Source organism: Paenibacillus sp. fava2 (genome assembly GCF_058313675.1).
Genome location: NZ_JBZFQH010000002.1, coordinates 44,710 through 60,508, shown reverse-complemented (window position 1 = coordinate 60,508; position 15,799 = coordinate 44,710). Strand labels below are relative to the sequence as shown.

The following is a 15,799-nucleotide window of genomic DNA, read 5'->3' as shown; positions in this document are numbered from 1 at the left end:
CGACAACAAATAAAAATGCCCCATGTTTATATGGGGCATTCGCACTGTCGGATTCGTCAGCCATTGTATCAGAACCCTTACCAATCAGGACAGAGTAATTATTCGGTTATAGGGGGCGTTAGAGTCACCGTTCGCGTGGATGCTTGGTATTCAACTAAATACCCTGCTGTTTCAAACACCTTTCGCACAGGAACGTAACCTAATTCAAGTTCGCTTGCCTGTTCCTTATCAAGTTCTAATGGTACATCATTTTGTGTAATAGACCAATTCTTAAAGAGATTAACTTTTACAGTATCTGAAATCGAGAGAGTATCCGTATGTGTATCTGGATCTGCCGTATATGAATCAACCAATGGCAGCATCGACGAGCCATTTATGTATAATGTTCCATGTATATTTTTCGCCTCTATTTGTTGTCCTTCATACGGACCCGATAAAAGAACAACATTATTAACATTTTGAGATTCAGTATTCATGCGCATAACAAGGCCCTCTTTTTGAGCAAATGCTGTTGAAGCTAAAAGTAATATTCCACATAAAATCCCTAATGTCATAATGCGAGTTTTCATAATCCCTTCCTCCAATTTATTTGAATTATTTTGTTATGTAACTTTGCTTTCTATTGTTCGTCCGTTCTCAACACTCATGCTCGACGTTCATCTTCAATTAAATTTACATCCTCTTCATCTTCATTTAAGACCTTAACTGTCTTGAGTTCCCCGATTGCATGTTGATATACGTTATCCGCAGATCCGCAGCGCGGACAGGCTGGGCAATAATCCAAATCTGTTGGAGCATCGATATCAAAAAACACATGCGGTCCCTTGTGATCCGCAAAATAGTTGTCATCTACTAGGTTGGATGATTCACAAACGTAAATAACTCCATTTCTTATTAATTGAAAATAGCTTTCCATTTTATCACCTTCCTAACTCACTTAATTTGGCGTTCAATTCCGCAGCTGCTGAAGCTGTGATTCCATTTCCTTGATCTATCATAGCCTGGTTAATACCTATGTATTTCAGATTGCTTCTTCATCTTCATAAAAATCGCAATCCATATCTCTTAAAATACCGTTAACCGGTAATGTCACCGGAATACGGTTTTCACAACACAATATTCATTATGTTGTTAATTAGAGTTGACGCTCAGCCCCCATGCATAGTTTTCACAATCAGCTTCTTCCTTTGCTAAATCTTCTTCTGTTACTAGTGGTCGGATCAGCTCTGAGTATTCCTCAAACGTGCCAAGATCATCCCCCAATTCTAAGCACCAAGGTAGATGGTCCCTCTCCCACAGCATACGAATGTGTTCATCTATTGTGCGCAATAGCTTTTTCGGACCATTCATTCTAATACACTCTCCTATTCACTAAGAACTCTGAGCCATTACGTCCAGCTGATCGACTCCATAACGTTTTCATTTAACCAGTAACGGTGACAGCAAATAAATTACCTAAAGAATCTTCAACAATGTGTGTGAATTCACTGTTTTCTAATTCTTCAATGATTTTGATAGTACCATCATTAAAAGCATTTCTTATTAGGGCACGGTCACTTGAATCAACGACAATCTCACAATAGACATAACCCACCGGAATCCATTTTCCATCTTTATTTTCATTATCTTCATCCACATTGAGCCAAACTGCATTTACAATTTCAAACATTTATTAACCCTCCTTAAATCTACGTCCAGCTGATCGACTCCACCGCAGCCTCCAGATCCTCAGCACCAGGAGTCGTATAAATCATAGTCATAGCAATGTTCGGTGTGCCGTCTTTCTTGTAATGCCCCATTAGGATTGCCACTTGCTGCAGGTCATTTCCAGCAGCGAGTAAATCATGACCAAAGGTGTGCCTGAGGCAATGACTTGAAAGGTGCTCTATCTTTGTACGTTCCCGGTATTTTTCAACTATGTGCTGAACGCCACGAACAGACATTTTCTTAGAGCGTTGAGATGAAAAGATATATGGACCATCCGAAGAACGATCCTTTAGATAAGCCTCTACAGCAGAGCGAGCTTCCGAATTTAGTGGAACTTCCCGATCCTTGTACCCTTTCCCTCGGATATATACCTTCCCTGATCTCGAATTGAGGGTAAGCTCATTGGTCATGAGTTCACACAATTCATGAACGCGTAACCCCACCTTGAGCAGCACAACAATTATGGCATACTCCCGTTTATCTCCACTTTTCCGAACCTCACGCAATAATTTGTTATGATCGTTTTTTGTTAACCATTTTGGAGTACGCCTGGCAACCGGTGGTTTTTGAATGGGACCGACCGGATTAACCGGTATGTATTTCATAGAAGCAAAATAATTGAAAATGGCGTTCAGATGTACAAATGTTAATTGCATGGTCGATGGTTTGGCTGGTCCTCCGTTCCGGCCGCCGTGCTCTAACATGTGCCGTTTGTAATCCGCAATATCCTTCTGAGTCGCCATCCCTGGATCAGTTAGATCCGGATCACTCTGAAGCATCCACCTCCGGAACTTATTCCAAGTAGCTTCATAATTTTGGATTGTTCGATTGTCCAGTGCCTTTTCATCAAGATGTCTTAAAAATGAATCGAACATTTGCTGCATGTGTGAATCCCTCATTTATAGAAGATGACGAGTTTTTTAAGACTTATGAAACGGTCGAATGCGGTCTCGTTACTTCCATTATATCACAACTCGTCATCTTCTGTATAGAGAAGACGACGAAACGTAAAAACCGTCTGTATCACAATCCATTAAAGGAGCTTTTATGCTATCGCTATAAATTAGGAACATACAAAACGCCGCCAAGCATAAGCTTGACGGTTTTTTGATTTGTTACTATACCACAAACTCTGTAAATACCGGACTCCTGAGCATACCCGATTTAGTCCAGTTCCTCATTCGTACTTTGGCCCGCAGTCGGGGCTCCATATGCACAAACTCCTTATCTTCACCGATGACAAGCTGACCAGCTACGCCGCGGAATACCTGTTTATGCAGTGGGGTTGCCCCGAACTCAATAACTCCAGCGGACCGCAAGCTGCCGGACGGACCGGACACCGCCGCAAGCCAAATTCCTTTTTTCGATAGCCGGTGATGTACACCTCGGCATACGTCCAGTTAATGATCTTTTGCCATGCGTGAGATCTTCGGCCTGTTTCATACACGCTGTTCATGCGCTTGCAGACAACCCCCTCCATCCCCCGCGTCTCGATCTGCTGGTACAAGGCTTCCCCAGCACCCTCCACAAATGGAACGTTACCAAAGCTGCAGGTAGGTAGCGTGAGCCCCGCCAAAATCTCCTTACGCTGCATCAGGGGAAGCCCTCGTAAATCTCGCCCTCGATACTGCAGCAGATCAAATATGGCGTAGTAAGCCGGCAGCGCGGCTGTGAGCAGTTCTATTTTCTCTGACTTGCGTGCCTGGAATCTGCTCATGACCGCCTCAAAATCCGATACTCCCGTTGCCTGATCGACGCAAGCGACCTCTCCGTCCAGAATGATATCATCATCAAACGGCAGCTGTAGCTCGGGATATTGTAGAGTGCATTCATTATTGTGACGAGTATATAGCTTTACGTTCCCGGCCTGCTGCGAAAAAACCAGCCGGTGTCCATCTATCTTAGGCTCATATATATAATCACTGTTGCTAAACGGCCCAGGAGCCGTCTGCAGCAGCATTGGGGATATAAACATAGTTTCACCTCTACTTCATTATAAAGGGCAAAGCGAGAGGAAAGGTCAGGGAAGTGTTGGGTAAAATACCCGCGAACCTTTACTTGGTCAGCAGTTTTTGCATAGATAAGACAACGAAACTAAAAAAGATCAAATTCGCCGCCACAATTACCTACATGTAGCGATATTAAAGGATAGGGAGATTGAAAGAAACCCACTTAATGGACTGGCATCGAAAATACTAATAAAAACAGAAAAATGTCGTTCTGATCCAGAAAATGAAATTAATGGGCTCACAATGACTATGAGTAGTAAGGAGGTAAACAAACGGGCCTGAAGGTAACCACCGGTGGACAGTCATTGTAAAGCCTATTAGGGTAGGTTCGACCCTTCATCATGATTAAACGCCGTTATCTTGTATATGATAAAAAATCGATAAACGTTTGATAGATTTTTCACTTTTCGTTCTACTCTAAGTTTTGATGAGACTTTTGAAAGGAGAGTTTCGGTAGAGGGCGCACGTTTAAATCTTCATCGTTACGAAACCAAAAACTAAAGGAGGAATTCAATATGTTACACGTTGTTCATGAAATCATTAATACTCTGGGGGTCTTTATCCCTCTTATCAATTGGGGGGCAGTCATTTCTTTGATAGATTCGGGATTGCAGGTGGTATCTAATTGGCTGAATTATAAAACCGCTTGTAAAAATGCGGAAGCCAAAATGTACCAACCACCAGTTCATTCGAACTCACGGAGAAGAAACCCAAGACAACAAACCAGGGTTCGTCGAAGAAGAAATCATAAGTCATCTATTTAGCCAACAAACGGTATTCTGGATGGTATGGTTCTTCAGTTTAATAACTGAAGAATCTACCCAGATCCGCTGAAGGATCTTTCCTGAAGAGGTTCGATGAAACTTTTAAGCCGGCAGTGTACTCTATTTTAAAAAAGGGGCCTCTTGGATTTTTCCATAAGGCCCCTTCATCATATGATTATTATCTTTGCTATGCTTTTTTAATAGACTTCCACGAAGCGCCACCATATGCATGTCGCTTAGGATCCCACTTCATCGTTACTTCCAAAATTGAATCAAGCGATGTATCCCCGCGGCCTTCGCCATTCCCTTGCGAAAATAGATGTTGTTCAATCCAACGGATGCTATCCTCCGGAACAACGGGTTTATCCCAATGATTCTCATGAAAGATATTATCGAAAAATGCAATCCGCACTTTGGTTGCAATGCGTTCGATGAAGCTTTGAACACCTGGTGCAGCATAGGACGTAATAATGACTGTAATCAACTTACCTTCACGCAGGTCTTCTTCTTGCCCTACTCTCAACTCTACTTCACATTCATATACCTTAACTTCGCCATTATCATCGGGAAGCAAATGCGCACACAAATAAGGCCAAGTAAAGCGATAGATCCCAGAATGCATACGTAATTCGCTGTTCTTCATTATAACACGATCCCTTTTTTAGATTTGAGTACCCGTTTATTTTATGTATTTCATTTTGATTCCCAGGCTAATCTCTCGCCGCATTGCATAGCATAAACTTCGCATATATGATGATCGTCTAAGGTAGTTGACTTCTCATGATCGGTAACAGGTAGTCCACAATAGAAGCACTTTTCCTTTTTGACAATTGGCTCGTCTATCAAACAATCCCCCCTATTCTTTTTAAGCCTCGTTCCGACACTTATCAACTCCGCTGATATTATCCGCCCCCAAACACCAGGAGTCAATCTACATTTTCAAATCCCGCCGATTTCAAAATATCTAAATATTCCTTCGTACTGTCCTCTTCTTGAATTTTCATTGCTTCAGCAAAAACGAATAAAGCCTTAGCAACAGAATGCCCATCGATCTCATTTTCCATTGCTGCGCCAATTTTTCCGGCGTTGTAATCAATTTGTCTAAGATCGCCAATGATCAAGCCGGCATTCCAATCAGGTATGCAGACAAACCATTGACCAAAACTTGCCCTACCGAAGTAAAGAGAGATACCTGAACCCTTTGCACTTATTTCCAGCGAATAATGATTGCCATACTCTTTATAACTTTTAATTTTTCCAGTCCATGTCGTTTTTCCATTTGCACAATTAAATTCCATAATTAATCACCCCATATACCTATTTTATGTCGAACTGATCGACTCCATGGCAGCCTGGACTGCAGGACATTATCGGTCTGCCTCTTCTTCGATCTCAACCACAAATGATGTTTTCTTCTGGTTCGAATCCTGGTTAATTCGCATCACGGTAGCCACAGAAAACCGTTCCATAATCCAGTCCGGTACTTTCGCATCCGGATCTGGTGAAGAGATATTGAGATAGCGTTTTTCTGGATCATATACAAATCCCATGTACTCATCATTGGTCCTGCCTCTGTATTCATCCGGAGCAAAATTGCAAGTCAATACCATAGCTCGGGGAACTACCATTCCTGCAAAACGATAGGTCGGTTGAGTGATTATAGATTTTAACGCCTGGTATTGATCCTCGTCCGATTTCCCTCTTGGATAAACAATTCCAGCAGCCCTCAGCGTATCTACTTCATCGATGCCCGGCAAGAGCTCTCCCTTGGAATGTGACTCTTCTTCGCCGGTGCTCCAGGTTATTAAATACATATCTTCATCTTCCGGGTCTACACCGTCAAAGGTAAAGGACCATATCTGTCCATTCACCACGGTTTCATATTTCTTGCCGATTTCGAATTGCATAGTACACTCTCCTTTTTCATTGCCTTTCTATATTCAATTTCTCATGCGCATTCGTTTTCGAACTGCGCAACAAGCACTAAAAAGTTACCTTACCGATTCGCTTCATCCAATCATGGACATTCTGCATATCCTCTGGCGTTCGGCACTTAGTTGGACAAGTTAAGCACTCCGAAACATCCCCATTGCATTCAGCACAAATGCGACTTGATACACAGGGGAGATAAGTACCACAATTCCCGCATTGACCTTCCACATTAATCACCCTTCCTGATAACCTATCTTCGTACTGCGCAAGAAACAAACAACTATTTGAGCTTTCTCTCTCTTTCTTTCCTGTCAAAAATTTGTTTGTAATATTCTTCAAACGCCTCAGCTTCTTGTTTCAAAAGATCATCCTCATGATCCATGCCGTGTCCAGCATTACACCCAGCGCTGAAAAAATTACTAAGCAAAAATTTCAGATCATCCTTTTTGATGTAGGGCATTACCTCACCTCTCTGATATTCTGCTGCGCTATATGCGTCTTACTGGCACTACGTCTTTGTAATATTCAGCTATCAGCACTGACCGAGATCGTCGACTGCTTCAGCCATTTCAACGATAGCCACTTTCCGCTGGATCTTTTGCAAGGTCTTTTAACTAAATTGTGATTTCACCAAATAAACTATATAAGCAAGTGCAAGTACAGTGAAAATAATAGTGATTAAACATCCCATAGGCTTAAATCCATCATTTCTCGGCAACTAAATCCCCATCCTTCAGATTCTTAGATTTGATCTTGACCATACATAAATGTTTGGATCTCCTTTTTTTTTGCTATCTAGTTTCTGGTGTAGCATTATAATCGGCAGCGAGATTTTTTATAAAATTAACATGATCTTCTTTATCCTTAACATTGAAATTTGAGGTTAACACGTTATTTATAAGCTTATTTGTGAGTTCTTGAGCATCCTTATACCCCACCCTAAACAACTGATCATAATAGTAATAGCTTTCCCGATCTACAATACCTTCCTTAAAACGCAATTCAACCAGTTCCTCAATGAAGACTTTTTGTCTTTCTTCCAGTAATGAATTCAATTCATTTATTTCCTCTATATATGGAACAAATGTAGGGAAATCTTCTTCCTCAAACCAACCATGTTCGTTCTCGGCCTTAATATTGAGATCTTGGATGCTTGGCAGATCCAACAGGACTTTTCTATACATTTCCACTAAATATTTAAGTTGTTCCTCGGTCTTTTCCATTAAACAGAGCTCCTCACATTTTATTCAGGTACATTATATCCGGCTGATAGGATCCTAACGTAACCCTTTAACATGGCCACAATATCATGGCATTTTCACTTCATAAACTCCACGGTGTTTAAATCTCTTTCTCAAATTCCTTAACTCTCCGGTAGAAAGTAGTTCTTCCCATACCAACGATCCTCATAGCTGCGGTTGCGGTCAAATTCCCTTTCTTCCACTGATTGTACACATCCAGAAACTTATCATTGATTTCCTTCTTCGGTCTCCCAAAGGTTACGCCGGCTTTTCGCGCAACATCAATTCCCTCTGCTTGTAATCGCCGATTATCCTTTCTCTGTTTCTCAGCAACATAAGCCAGCAGGCTTAAGAACTGATCCTCCATTAATTTCCCTAACTCACCCATCGACTTGAATTTCCTGGAATCAAACAGTGCTTCGTTGTCCAAACAAACAATGTCGGCATTAACTTCCCTGGTGATGTACTTCCATTCAGAGATAATGCCATCATAGTCCCGCCCCAGTCTATCTAATGCATCAAGATATAGCAGGTCACCTTCTCTAATCACCAAACGCATGGCTTGATACTTAGCCCTTTGAAAATCCTTACCACTTTGTTTATCAACAAATATGTATCGTTCCTCTACCCCACGCTCCCGAAATTTAATTATCTGTCTCTCTGGATTCTGATCCTTGGCGGATACTCGCCCATAAGCAATTTTCATGAAAGGTGCTCCTTGATGTTTCAAAATATAGTCTTCACTTTCGGAATATCCGTAAATTAATTATACCACATTTTGGAACACCTTAACAAGTGATTTTCTACCATCCGCATAAGCATGCTTTTACGGCCACGTAAAATTTCTAAAGTTAAGGCTCTGAAGGATCCGTGACGGTTTCCCGAGTTAGGTAATGATGCTTGTGAAGGAAAGCTGGCTAGTTCCAGGAGGGTTCATCAGCAGCTGCATGGGATTTATTTTGGGCATATAAATGCCCCGTCAGTGCAATCGCTGACGGGGCTGTTTATTTAAGATTATCTTTTAATGTTCCTCCAAGATCCGCCGTATAATTTGTTAATCGTAGGCTAATCTCTGTCCGAATTACGTCTCGGGTCATACCAAACCGTTCCTGGTAACCTCGAAAAAATATTTTATGATAAACTACAAAGTCCTCTTGTACATCTAGCAACACCTTTATATTTTTTTGTCTAAGCTCTTTTTGAAGTCGATAGGTATCCTGCATCACTCTATTATGAATATATCGGCCAGCTAACAAGTACACTCTTTCCAGCATGTTACCCGAATGTTCAATCTCTTCGATACTCTTGCTTACCATCGAATCTATATATGGTAACAATATGAAGTCCCGAATCATCGTTCGTTCCGGAATCGTAAGCATTTGCCCGCCGGCACTCTCTTTTTTATCCGAATGCTCAAACTCATCAACATATTCGGGCATGATCATCTTTGTCTTCCATCGCTCATTGGCATCCAACTTACTCATAATATCGCCTCCTAATGATACAACCAGTAATCTATATTTGTCCCTTCACTGCCTCTCTGTACGCTTCTCTGCTGCGTTTTATCAAACGGAACGTCTCTTTCCCATTGCGCTATTATGATGGCAGTCTCTATCGCCTCAGACGCGCTCCATAGTATGTAATGTTCGTCAGCTAGAACGCTGAAACCCTTCTTTATCTCTACCGATCGTCTTCCGCTTAATCTTTTGAGCTCCGTCAGCGTGGGCATTCGTTTAAAGTGATATCGAAATTGAGATATTATTCTAAGTAGCTTACGCGGAGTATCATCTAACATCGCGCAGTCTCCTTTTCCAGCAGCTCCACCTCATCCACCCCTACGATAAGAACATTTGTTTGTATTATAACCATTTTGAGCTAGTTTTATCAATGGAAAAAAAACGCAGTGCGGCCAAAGGGGTTACACCTTTGCTGCACTGCGTTGCCTTCTCCAAAAGTTAATCATTTATGTCTATAGGATTCCGAAATTTTGTGTTGGTTAGTGAGATCCACAACTGAGTGTAAGGATAAAATACTCATAATCACAAAAGTAATAACTACAACAATAATAATCTTATCTTTCCTATCCTTCATGTCTTCCCCCATAGCCTGTATTTCTATTTATGAAACATCTTTATATAGATCAATAAGATCATGTCGCTCCCTCTCCTGGAATATAGAATAATCATGCGAAGTCATCCTTATATAGATGGAAAAAGCCGTACTAATTTGTACTAGTTACCACTTGGATCCACCAGAAGAATGATCATCGCCACTTCCATCATTATGGTGGTGATGGTTACTATTATTGTCATGAGAGTGATGGCCACTATCGGTATAATGCGTGTGAGAATGGTGGTGCTTATGGTTCGTGGCGTGATCAGAATCCGATTTATTACTTGAAACGGCGGTAAAGAAAAATGTTCCATCATCCCTTTGAAGCCTCCTTAACTCAGATGATGCTTGCCCAGAAGTTCGTACTCCTTTGAAATAGTCATAAGCGCTCATTTTTTCCGAATTCGTTGAACCAATATACGGAGGTTCCTTTTGAGAATATCTCTTCTTTTCAGATGCTCTGTAATTTCGAATGGCAATATAAACTACAAATATAATTACCGACATGGCTGCTATTCCTAAATTAATGCCCATAGACATTCTCCTATCATTCCTGGTGTTTGCCTGATCCAGCCGATTAACTCTACGTAGTTGATGCTGTCCTAAGCTATTCTCTCCACAGATCCTTCTAGCAGGCTAGGAGCAAGTTTCTTCGTACTGCGCAATATGATCATTAGATTTTGGAAACAACTTTATAAAATTTTTTTCAAATTTGTAGAACCAACGATTTGGACGGTTTCATAATCTAATTGATATGCACCTCTGCGAACGAGAGCTTTGTAAAAACCTTGAACCATACCCACTACTATAGTAGTGAAACGATGCTTTTTGGCTACTTGGTACGTGATATCTATTAATTTCAATACAATTCCATTGTGTCTAACTTCAGCAGGCAAAAAGAGTGTATCCAAAGCAATCTGCCCTTGTCCTTCCTCATCTTCATCAAATATGGAGAAGAAAAACATTTTGAAATTACCTGTTTCTACTGTTTGCCCCCATATCTCAAATCGATTATCCTCAATATCAAGAGAGTACTTTAACCCGTATTGATTTTCTAATGTATCCAAATAAGATGTTAATTGATGTTCGATTTCTTCTATAATAATTTGCATATTAGACATTCGTATTCACCCTCGTCCATTTATTTAAAAGAATAGAGCTGAATATACATATCCGGTAACCGATTAAAAATAGCCGATTACCTTTTCCTTTTAATTATACCAACCTAGCAAAAGCCCTGCTTCCTCCTTTGTCGTATCTGGACGCATAATATACAACACGAATCCTTTTTCCGCTTTAATTTCTCGACTCATAATACCTCCGTTTTAAGCCCTTTGGCTATTAAATAGTTTGCGTCTTACTTCAGAGAAACAATATTGTTAATAGCACTTGCATGTCTTATCATTTAATAATGAATATTTGAGTACACTCTTTAGGAGGGAAATAGTATAATGCTCGATAACATCCGGATTAGAAGAATAATTAGATATTTCGATGATTTTAAAAACTATCCAATGTACTCTCCATATGAGTTAAGACAAAAAATTCAAAAGAATATAATTGAAACATTATCTACTCCAAACCATTCACCAAAAGAAATAAAGGACCAATTCACAATAAAAATACTCCCAATCTTCCTTAAAAACTCAATGGTGAATTCAGATATAACCGTCTTTTTAGAGGATTATAAATCGGAATTCGACCCGAAAATGAGTGACCAATTGATCATAAATGAACTTATATTTAAGTACTCAACATTCTTAACCGAAAAATATACAACCATAATAGAAGAATTAATATCTTTAATTGACGAAAAAATGATTTCTAAAGTTATGCATTTAGATTCAAAAGAGATCGATTTGAGATTATTAGATTCTGATATATTCCTTGAATGGAGTATACGTCCAAAAGGAATAGGCAAGTATTTTTCCATTTTTCAACAATTGAAATACGAATCAGCAGCTGCCTTACTTAATTAGTTGGTATGATTACTAGATGTATTGTATATACTGATTTTGAAAGCTGCTACTTCAGGGGGCACGTCCCCCTGTTTGTCTAAATCCATCTACTAACCCCGCATTCTTCTATGAAACATTATTCTCAAAATAAGAAAAACAACAAATACTATGCAGAAATACCCAGGTGTAAGATAATTGACTGGGTTACTACTATGAGATCCCGCCCAACCGATTACTAGCCACATTAACATCGATTGCACTGATGTTTCCCACGCGATTTTTTTCCAATTCATTTTTTTAATCCTTCCCGTATCTCCTGATTGCTCCTGTTCAAATAGTTTCAAATCTTCCGGCACTTCAATTTGCTGGTTTTTGAGGTCTGCACTCAACCAGAACGATACACATGCTCTGGCTTACTCCGGCTACTGTTTGCCGGCTGCACCCAGATGCTCCTAAATCATTCAGACGGTGAGGCTGAAGCTACGCTGCCGGCCGCGACCAGAACGCTGCAGTTCCTCACAAAAGGGTTCCTCTGGCTGTTTGCCTGCTTCATCCAGGTTAAATCCTACTTCCTTCAGACAATTAGGCCGGAGCCGTGCCACCCGCCACGCGACCAGAACGCTGCAGATCCGAACGTTCCTCCGGCTGTCTGCAGGCTGCACCCAGTGTGCTCCTACTTTCTTCAGGCGGTGAGGAAGAGCTGCGCCACCCGGCGTGCAGATCCGAACGACCAGGGTTTCTATAACAGCTGCTTACCGGCTGCATCCATGGTGCTCCTACTTCCTTCAGACGGAGAGGCTGGAGCCGCGCTACCGGGGTGCGACCAGAACGCTACGCACCCGGTCGGATATGCTTCCTCCTGCAGCTTGCCGGCTACAGCCAAGTTGCTTCTACATTCCTCCCGCAGAAGGATCCGCCCGTCCAGTGCGTGGCATCGATTGTTCACATCTGAAAACCATCCTCCCCTGCAGCTAGACGGGGACATTGTTATTTATAAATCCCCAGTCATTTATCGACCGGGGATCTTTCACCTCATATTATCCTCCATTGTAGAGCCTTTCCGTTCGTTCCATAATGCATTCGATGCCAAACTCTTTGCTATAGAAATATCCATCATTTAATCCTTTGCAAACGGAATGAGCTTCTTCCATGGATGGGAATACATCGATTACTTCCTCCTGCATCACTTCCGCCTTAACCATCCTGCTGACTAGAAATTCTCCCTCCCTCTCACTAATAAAGTATTCCGGATCCGTTGAATGCCACTTTCTTCTATTTACAGCAAACGAATTCGGAAGATTAAAACCGACTATCTCAATATCTGTAGCTATAGAGATTGAGATATGCCGGGAATGCGTATGCTCCTTTACAAGCATATCGGCAAGCGCGATTACCGCATTTAATTTTTTGACTCGTTTGGCATTGGCACTCTCGCTTTCTAACATGCCGTCCTGTGAAGAATTAAATAGATAGGTGTTTTCTCTCTCTTTGCAATAAACTCGGATACCGTAACCAAAAAGGGGCAACTCATCTTCTTTCACCGTATTTCGCAAGAATTCAGCGAAAACTTCAATGCGATCTGCTTCCCTGATAGATAAATAAAATTCTTCAGGCAGATACCCCCACATTTCGGTTGGTGCCGGTATGACATCGTGTTTGTTCAGCGTAACTTCTAATTCTTTTAGCCGAAGGAACAAGGAATCTCCTATTGCCTTTGGTAATACCCTTAGCTCTTCAAATAACAAGGAAAGGTCATTTAGAGTATATTCCAAAAGGACTGAGGGCAGAGGCCCCTCCTTCAACAAAGCACACAGCAGATCAATCCGCTTTTCCAATAGTTCAATTTGTTTTTCTTGCGCTCTAGCTGCTTTCCAAAACATTTAAATTCTCCTTCACTCATGTTTCTGGCGGAAAAATCTTCGAAACGCCAGAAATTTACTTATTCCCGTTTTTACAATGTCAAATAGCATGTATCCTATAAACAGAATGACCTCAATACCCAATACCCAGTTAAGGATATTAAAGATATATCCAAGTGCAGCCATTGCTGCAAAAATGATAACTATAATTAATGCATAGATTACCTTCACATGATCACCCTCCCTGTTCCATAATTTTATTGATCTGTTTGGGCGTTGTAGAGCTTGCCGCCTGGTCCAACATTTGATTCCTTTTTTCTGCAGAAAGATACGGATGTTCCTCCAAAGAAATACTTCTAACCGTCTCTCCCCCGGCAAACTTAACCTTCAGGGCTTTCTTATTTTTACTGACGGCAAATTGATGTACAGATTGGTTTAAGTCCTCCATGCTTACATGGGAATTTGCTGCAGGGAGCCTTTCTGTTACTTTGAGAACTTCCTTCAGCAGCATTGGCTGCTCCGGTGTCTGCCAGATGACCGCCTCCTGCTGCTTTCCTGTTATTGGAGTGAGGCACTTCTTGAAAACTTCAACCAGTTCACCTCTTTGCTTCGGATCGTCCGTTAGCTTTACCGCATGGAAATATTCTTCTTTCGAGACATTCTGCCAATCTAGCTCATATCCAGCTGCCTTTGATAATTGGCCAAAAAATTCGCGGATTGCTCTGCCGTTCCCTTCACGAAAGGGATGCATATAATTGATTTCGGTGTAATAATAGGCAGACTTTTCAGCAAAGACCTCTTTCGTCAGCCCCCTCAAGTAACGATCGTCTTTTAGTTCAGAGAACACTTGATCCGCGAGACGGGGAATCATGGCAGTATCACAAAAGGCGAAATTATTTTTCCGAATATTCGTTATCCGAATTTGCCCAGAAAACGGGTATACATCTTGAAAAAGATGATTGTGAATATGCTGCAGCTGCTCAAAATTAAATGTAGGGGTAGATGGGTTAAAGCGAAGTTCCATGGCTCTAAACGCTGTATGATACCTTTCCGCCTGATCTAGCGCCTGTTGGTCTCTAAAATCAAATTTATTAATGAGTACGTTAGTTCCTGGGTAACAGTATTGGCTACTCATAAAGGATCTCCCACCATGCTTATATTTTGTATTGAGTTTTGGAGTTTGCGCTTCGGTATTTAACCGTTCGTAGACTTGTTCTTTTTCTTTAATATCTAAACTATTATCTTCTAAAGCCCATGAGGCGTTTAGCCGTTCGAATTCAAGATTGTATTTATCTCTTGAGTACTTCACTGGCCACTCCTGTCTTAAGACTTTTCCCTTACGGTCTAAAGTCCACGATTATATTGGCATATTTTTTGGCATACCGGACAAAGGGGGATTATCCTATCTTTATTTGTCTTGTCGATATACTCACAAAAGCAAGCCTTTGCGTCTACCTTATATGCCTCTAAGCAGTTATAAGGGCAGGCGTCGATGCAATCTGTGCATTTACCGCATAGATCTTTATTCATTTTGCCTGGATAAACTTCCGGAGCCCAATCTGTGACGATCGAGTCAAACCGTAACCGGGTGCCAAATCTTTCATTGATAATGAGAGAGTTTTTCCCCCACACCCCGATTCCAGCGGCTACTGCAGCATTCTTTTGGCTCAAGTTATGCGCAATTTTCGCCTTATAGCCCATTCTCTTCAGGAAGTCTTTGATTTCTTTAGAAAGCTGATAGGCTTTCCCATAGCCGGGGTACCCATTAAGTAAAAGCCCCTTTTTATAGACATCCTCACTGAAATCAACACAGCTTCCGACGACGACGACACTTTTTGCTTCAGATAAATAATGCGATGGCTTCTTTGCCATACCTACTGAGAATGCTTCAATTCTTATATCTAATAACTCTAATTCCCCTGCAGGGCATGCCCCGATGACGGTTGTATCTGACAAGAATTCATCGAATAGGTTCAAATGTGTCCCTCCATTTTTATTTCACTAGCTCATAAAATAATATGGAGATAGCTACTTCATCAGCTTTTTGACCGCTTCTTCGAATTCCTCCTGTGTAATTTCATTGGACAATCTTTTGTAAATCAGCTCTTTCCCTTTATCATCCAGACCCGCATCCTCAAAATTCCAGGATGCATTTACCTGTGCAAAATCACGTTCGAATTTTTCTTTATCCAATTCAAATTCCTCCTTGTATATGCT

The 15,799-nt window shown here is 41.1% G+C and carries 21 protein-coding genes; 1 reads left to right on the top strand and 20 read right to left on the bottom strand.

Translation table 11 applies throughout. The annotated features are described in order from the left end of the window. Nucleotides 1-98 precede the first annotated feature (98 nt). The 15 genes from AC4G46_RS32395 to AC4G46_RS32325 form a co-directional block, all read right to left on the bottom strand. A complete protein-coding gene (locus AC4G46_RS32395; RefSeq protein WP_491129093.1) occupies nt 99-569 on the bottom strand; it encodes a hypothetical protein in 471 nt (156 codons plus the stop codon). Between the two features lie 74 nt (nt 570-643). Then, a complete protein-coding gene (locus AC4G46_RS32390) occupies nt 644-916 on the bottom strand; it encodes a hypothetical protein (protein WP_491129092.1) in 273 nt (90 codons plus the stop codon). A gap of 215 nt (nt 917-1,131) precedes the next feature. Then, on the bottom strand, nt 1,132-1,350 hold the full coding sequence (locus tag AC4G46_RS32385; RefSeq protein WP_491129091.1) for a hypothetical protein: 219 nt from the start codon (nt 1,348-1,350) through the stop codon (nt 1,132-1,134). Between the two features lie 73 nt (nt 1,351-1,423). Next, nucleotides 1,424-1,669: a hypothetical protein gene (locus AC4G46_RS32380; RefSeq protein ID WP_491129090.1), complete on the bottom strand. Its 246-nt coding sequence runs from the start codon at nt 1,667-1,669 to the stop codon at nt 1,424-1,426. Between the two features lie 19 nt (nt 1,670-1,688). Then, complete coding sequence (locus AC4G46_RS32375) at nt 1,689-2,591, bottom strand: tyrosine-type recombinase/integrase (RefSeq protein WP_491129089.1); 903 nt, start codon at nt 2,589-2,591, stop codon at nt 1,689-1,691. 368 nt (nt 2,592-2,959) lie between these two features. After that, on the bottom strand, nt 2,960-3,667 hold the full coding sequence (locus tag AC4G46_RS32370) for an ATP-dependent DNA ligase (protein ID WP_491129088.1): 708 nt from the start codon (nt 3,665-3,667) through the stop codon (nt 2,960-2,962). 1,000 nt (nt 3,668-4,667) lie between these two features. Further along, on the bottom strand, nt 4,668-5,123 hold the full coding sequence (locus AC4G46_RS32365) for a hypothetical protein (protein WP_491129087.1): 456 nt from the start codon (nt 5,121-5,123) through the stop codon (nt 4,668-4,670). 283 nt (nt 5,124-5,406) lie between these two features. Further along, entirely contained in the window at nt 5,407-5,778 is a 372-nt protein-coding gene (locus AC4G46_RS32360) for a DUF6618 family protein (protein WP_491129086.1), read from the bottom strand. Nucleotides 5,779-5,847: 69 nt separating this feature from the next. After that, on the bottom strand, nt 5,848-6,387 hold the full coding sequence (locus tag AC4G46_RS32355) for a hypothetical protein (RefSeq protein ID WP_491129085.1): 540 nt from the start codon (nt 6,385-6,387) through the stop codon (nt 5,848-5,850). A 305-nt stretch (nt 6,388-6,692) separates the two neighbouring features. Next, complete coding sequence (locus AC4G46_RS32350) at nt 6,693-6,872, bottom strand: hypothetical protein (RefSeq protein ID WP_491129084.1); 180 nt, start codon at nt 6,870-6,872, stop codon at nt 6,693-6,695. Between the two features lie 331 nt (nt 6,873-7,203). Further along, nucleotides 7,204-7,635, bottom strand: coding sequence for a hypothetical protein (locus tag AC4G46_RS32345; RefSeq protein WP_491129083.1), 432 nt, complete (start codon nt 7,633-7,635; stop codon nt 7,204-7,206). Between the two features lie 118 nt (nt 7,636-7,753). Next, the gene (locus AC4G46_RS32340; RefSeq protein WP_491129082.1) at nt 7,754-8,359 is read right to left on the bottom strand and encodes a recombinase family protein; all 606 of its coding nucleotides are present in this window, start codon (nt 8,357-8,359) and stop codon (nt 7,754-7,756) included. Nucleotides 8,360-8,657: 298 nt separating this feature from the next. Beyond that, on the bottom strand, nt 8,658-9,137 hold the full coding sequence (locus AC4G46_RS32335) for a YhjD family protein (RefSeq protein ID WP_491129081.1): 480 nt from the start codon (nt 9,135-9,137) through the stop codon (nt 8,658-8,660). A gap of 751 nt (nt 9,138-9,888) precedes the next feature. Then, nucleotides 9,889-10,299: a hypothetical protein gene (locus AC4G46_RS32330; protein ID WP_491129080.1), complete on the bottom strand. Its 411-nt coding sequence runs from the start codon at nt 10,297-10,299 to the stop codon at nt 9,889-9,891. A gap of 158 nt (nt 10,300-10,457) precedes the next feature. Next, nucleotides 10,458-10,886 (bottom strand): hypothetical protein, encoded by a 429-nt coding sequence (locus AC4G46_RS32325; protein WP_491129079.1) that lies wholly within the window; start codon nt 10,884-10,886, stop codon nt 10,458-10,460. A 330-nt stretch (nt 10,887-11,216) separates the two neighbouring features. On the opposite strand from AC4G46_RS32325, the gene AC4G46_RS32320 reads away from it, so the two are divergent. Next, the gene (locus AC4G46_RS32320; RefSeq protein ID WP_491129078.1) at nt 11,217-11,744 is read left to right on the top strand and encodes a hypothetical protein; all 528 of its coding nucleotides are present in this window, start codon (nt 11,217-11,219) and stop codon (nt 11,742-11,744) included. Between the two features lie 1,016 nt (nt 11,745-12,760). On the opposite strand, the gene AC4G46_RS32315 is transcribed toward AC4G46_RS32320, so the two are convergent. The 5 genes from AC4G46_RS32315 to AC4G46_RS32295 are packed head-to-tail and all read right to left on the bottom strand — an operon-like array spanning nt 12,761 to nt 15,775. After that, nucleotides 12,761-13,603 carry a hypothetical protein gene (locus AC4G46_RS32315; RefSeq protein ID WP_491129077.1) on the bottom strand — a complete coding sequence of 281 codons (843 nt, stop codon included), beginning with the start codon at nt 13,601-13,603 and terminating at the stop codon, nt 12,761-12,763. A gap of 12 nt (nt 13,604-13,615) precedes the next feature. Continuing rightward, nucleotides 13,616-13,813: a hypothetical protein gene (locus AC4G46_RS32310; RefSeq protein ID WP_491129076.1), complete on the bottom strand. Its 198-nt coding sequence runs from the start codon at nt 13,811-13,813 to the stop codon at nt 13,616-13,618. A gap of 4 nt (nt 13,814-13,817) precedes the next feature. After that, nucleotides 13,818-14,891, bottom strand: coding sequence for a Fic/DOC family protein (locus tag AC4G46_RS32305; protein ID WP_491129075.1), 1,074 nt, complete (start codon nt 14,889-14,891; stop codon nt 13,818-13,820). A 35-nt stretch (nt 14,892-14,926) separates the two neighbouring features. Beyond that, the gene (locus AC4G46_RS32300; protein WP_491129074.1) at nt 14,927-15,559 is read right to left on the bottom strand and encodes a hypothetical protein; all 633 of its coding nucleotides are present in this window, start codon (nt 15,557-15,559) and stop codon (nt 14,927-14,929) included. A gap of 51 nt (nt 15,560-15,610) precedes the next feature. Further along, a complete protein-coding gene (locus AC4G46_RS32295) occupies nt 15,611-15,775 on the bottom strand; it encodes a hypothetical protein (RefSeq protein ID WP_491129073.1) in 165 nt (54 codons plus the stop codon). Nucleotides 15,776-15,799: the final 24 nt, after the last annotated feature.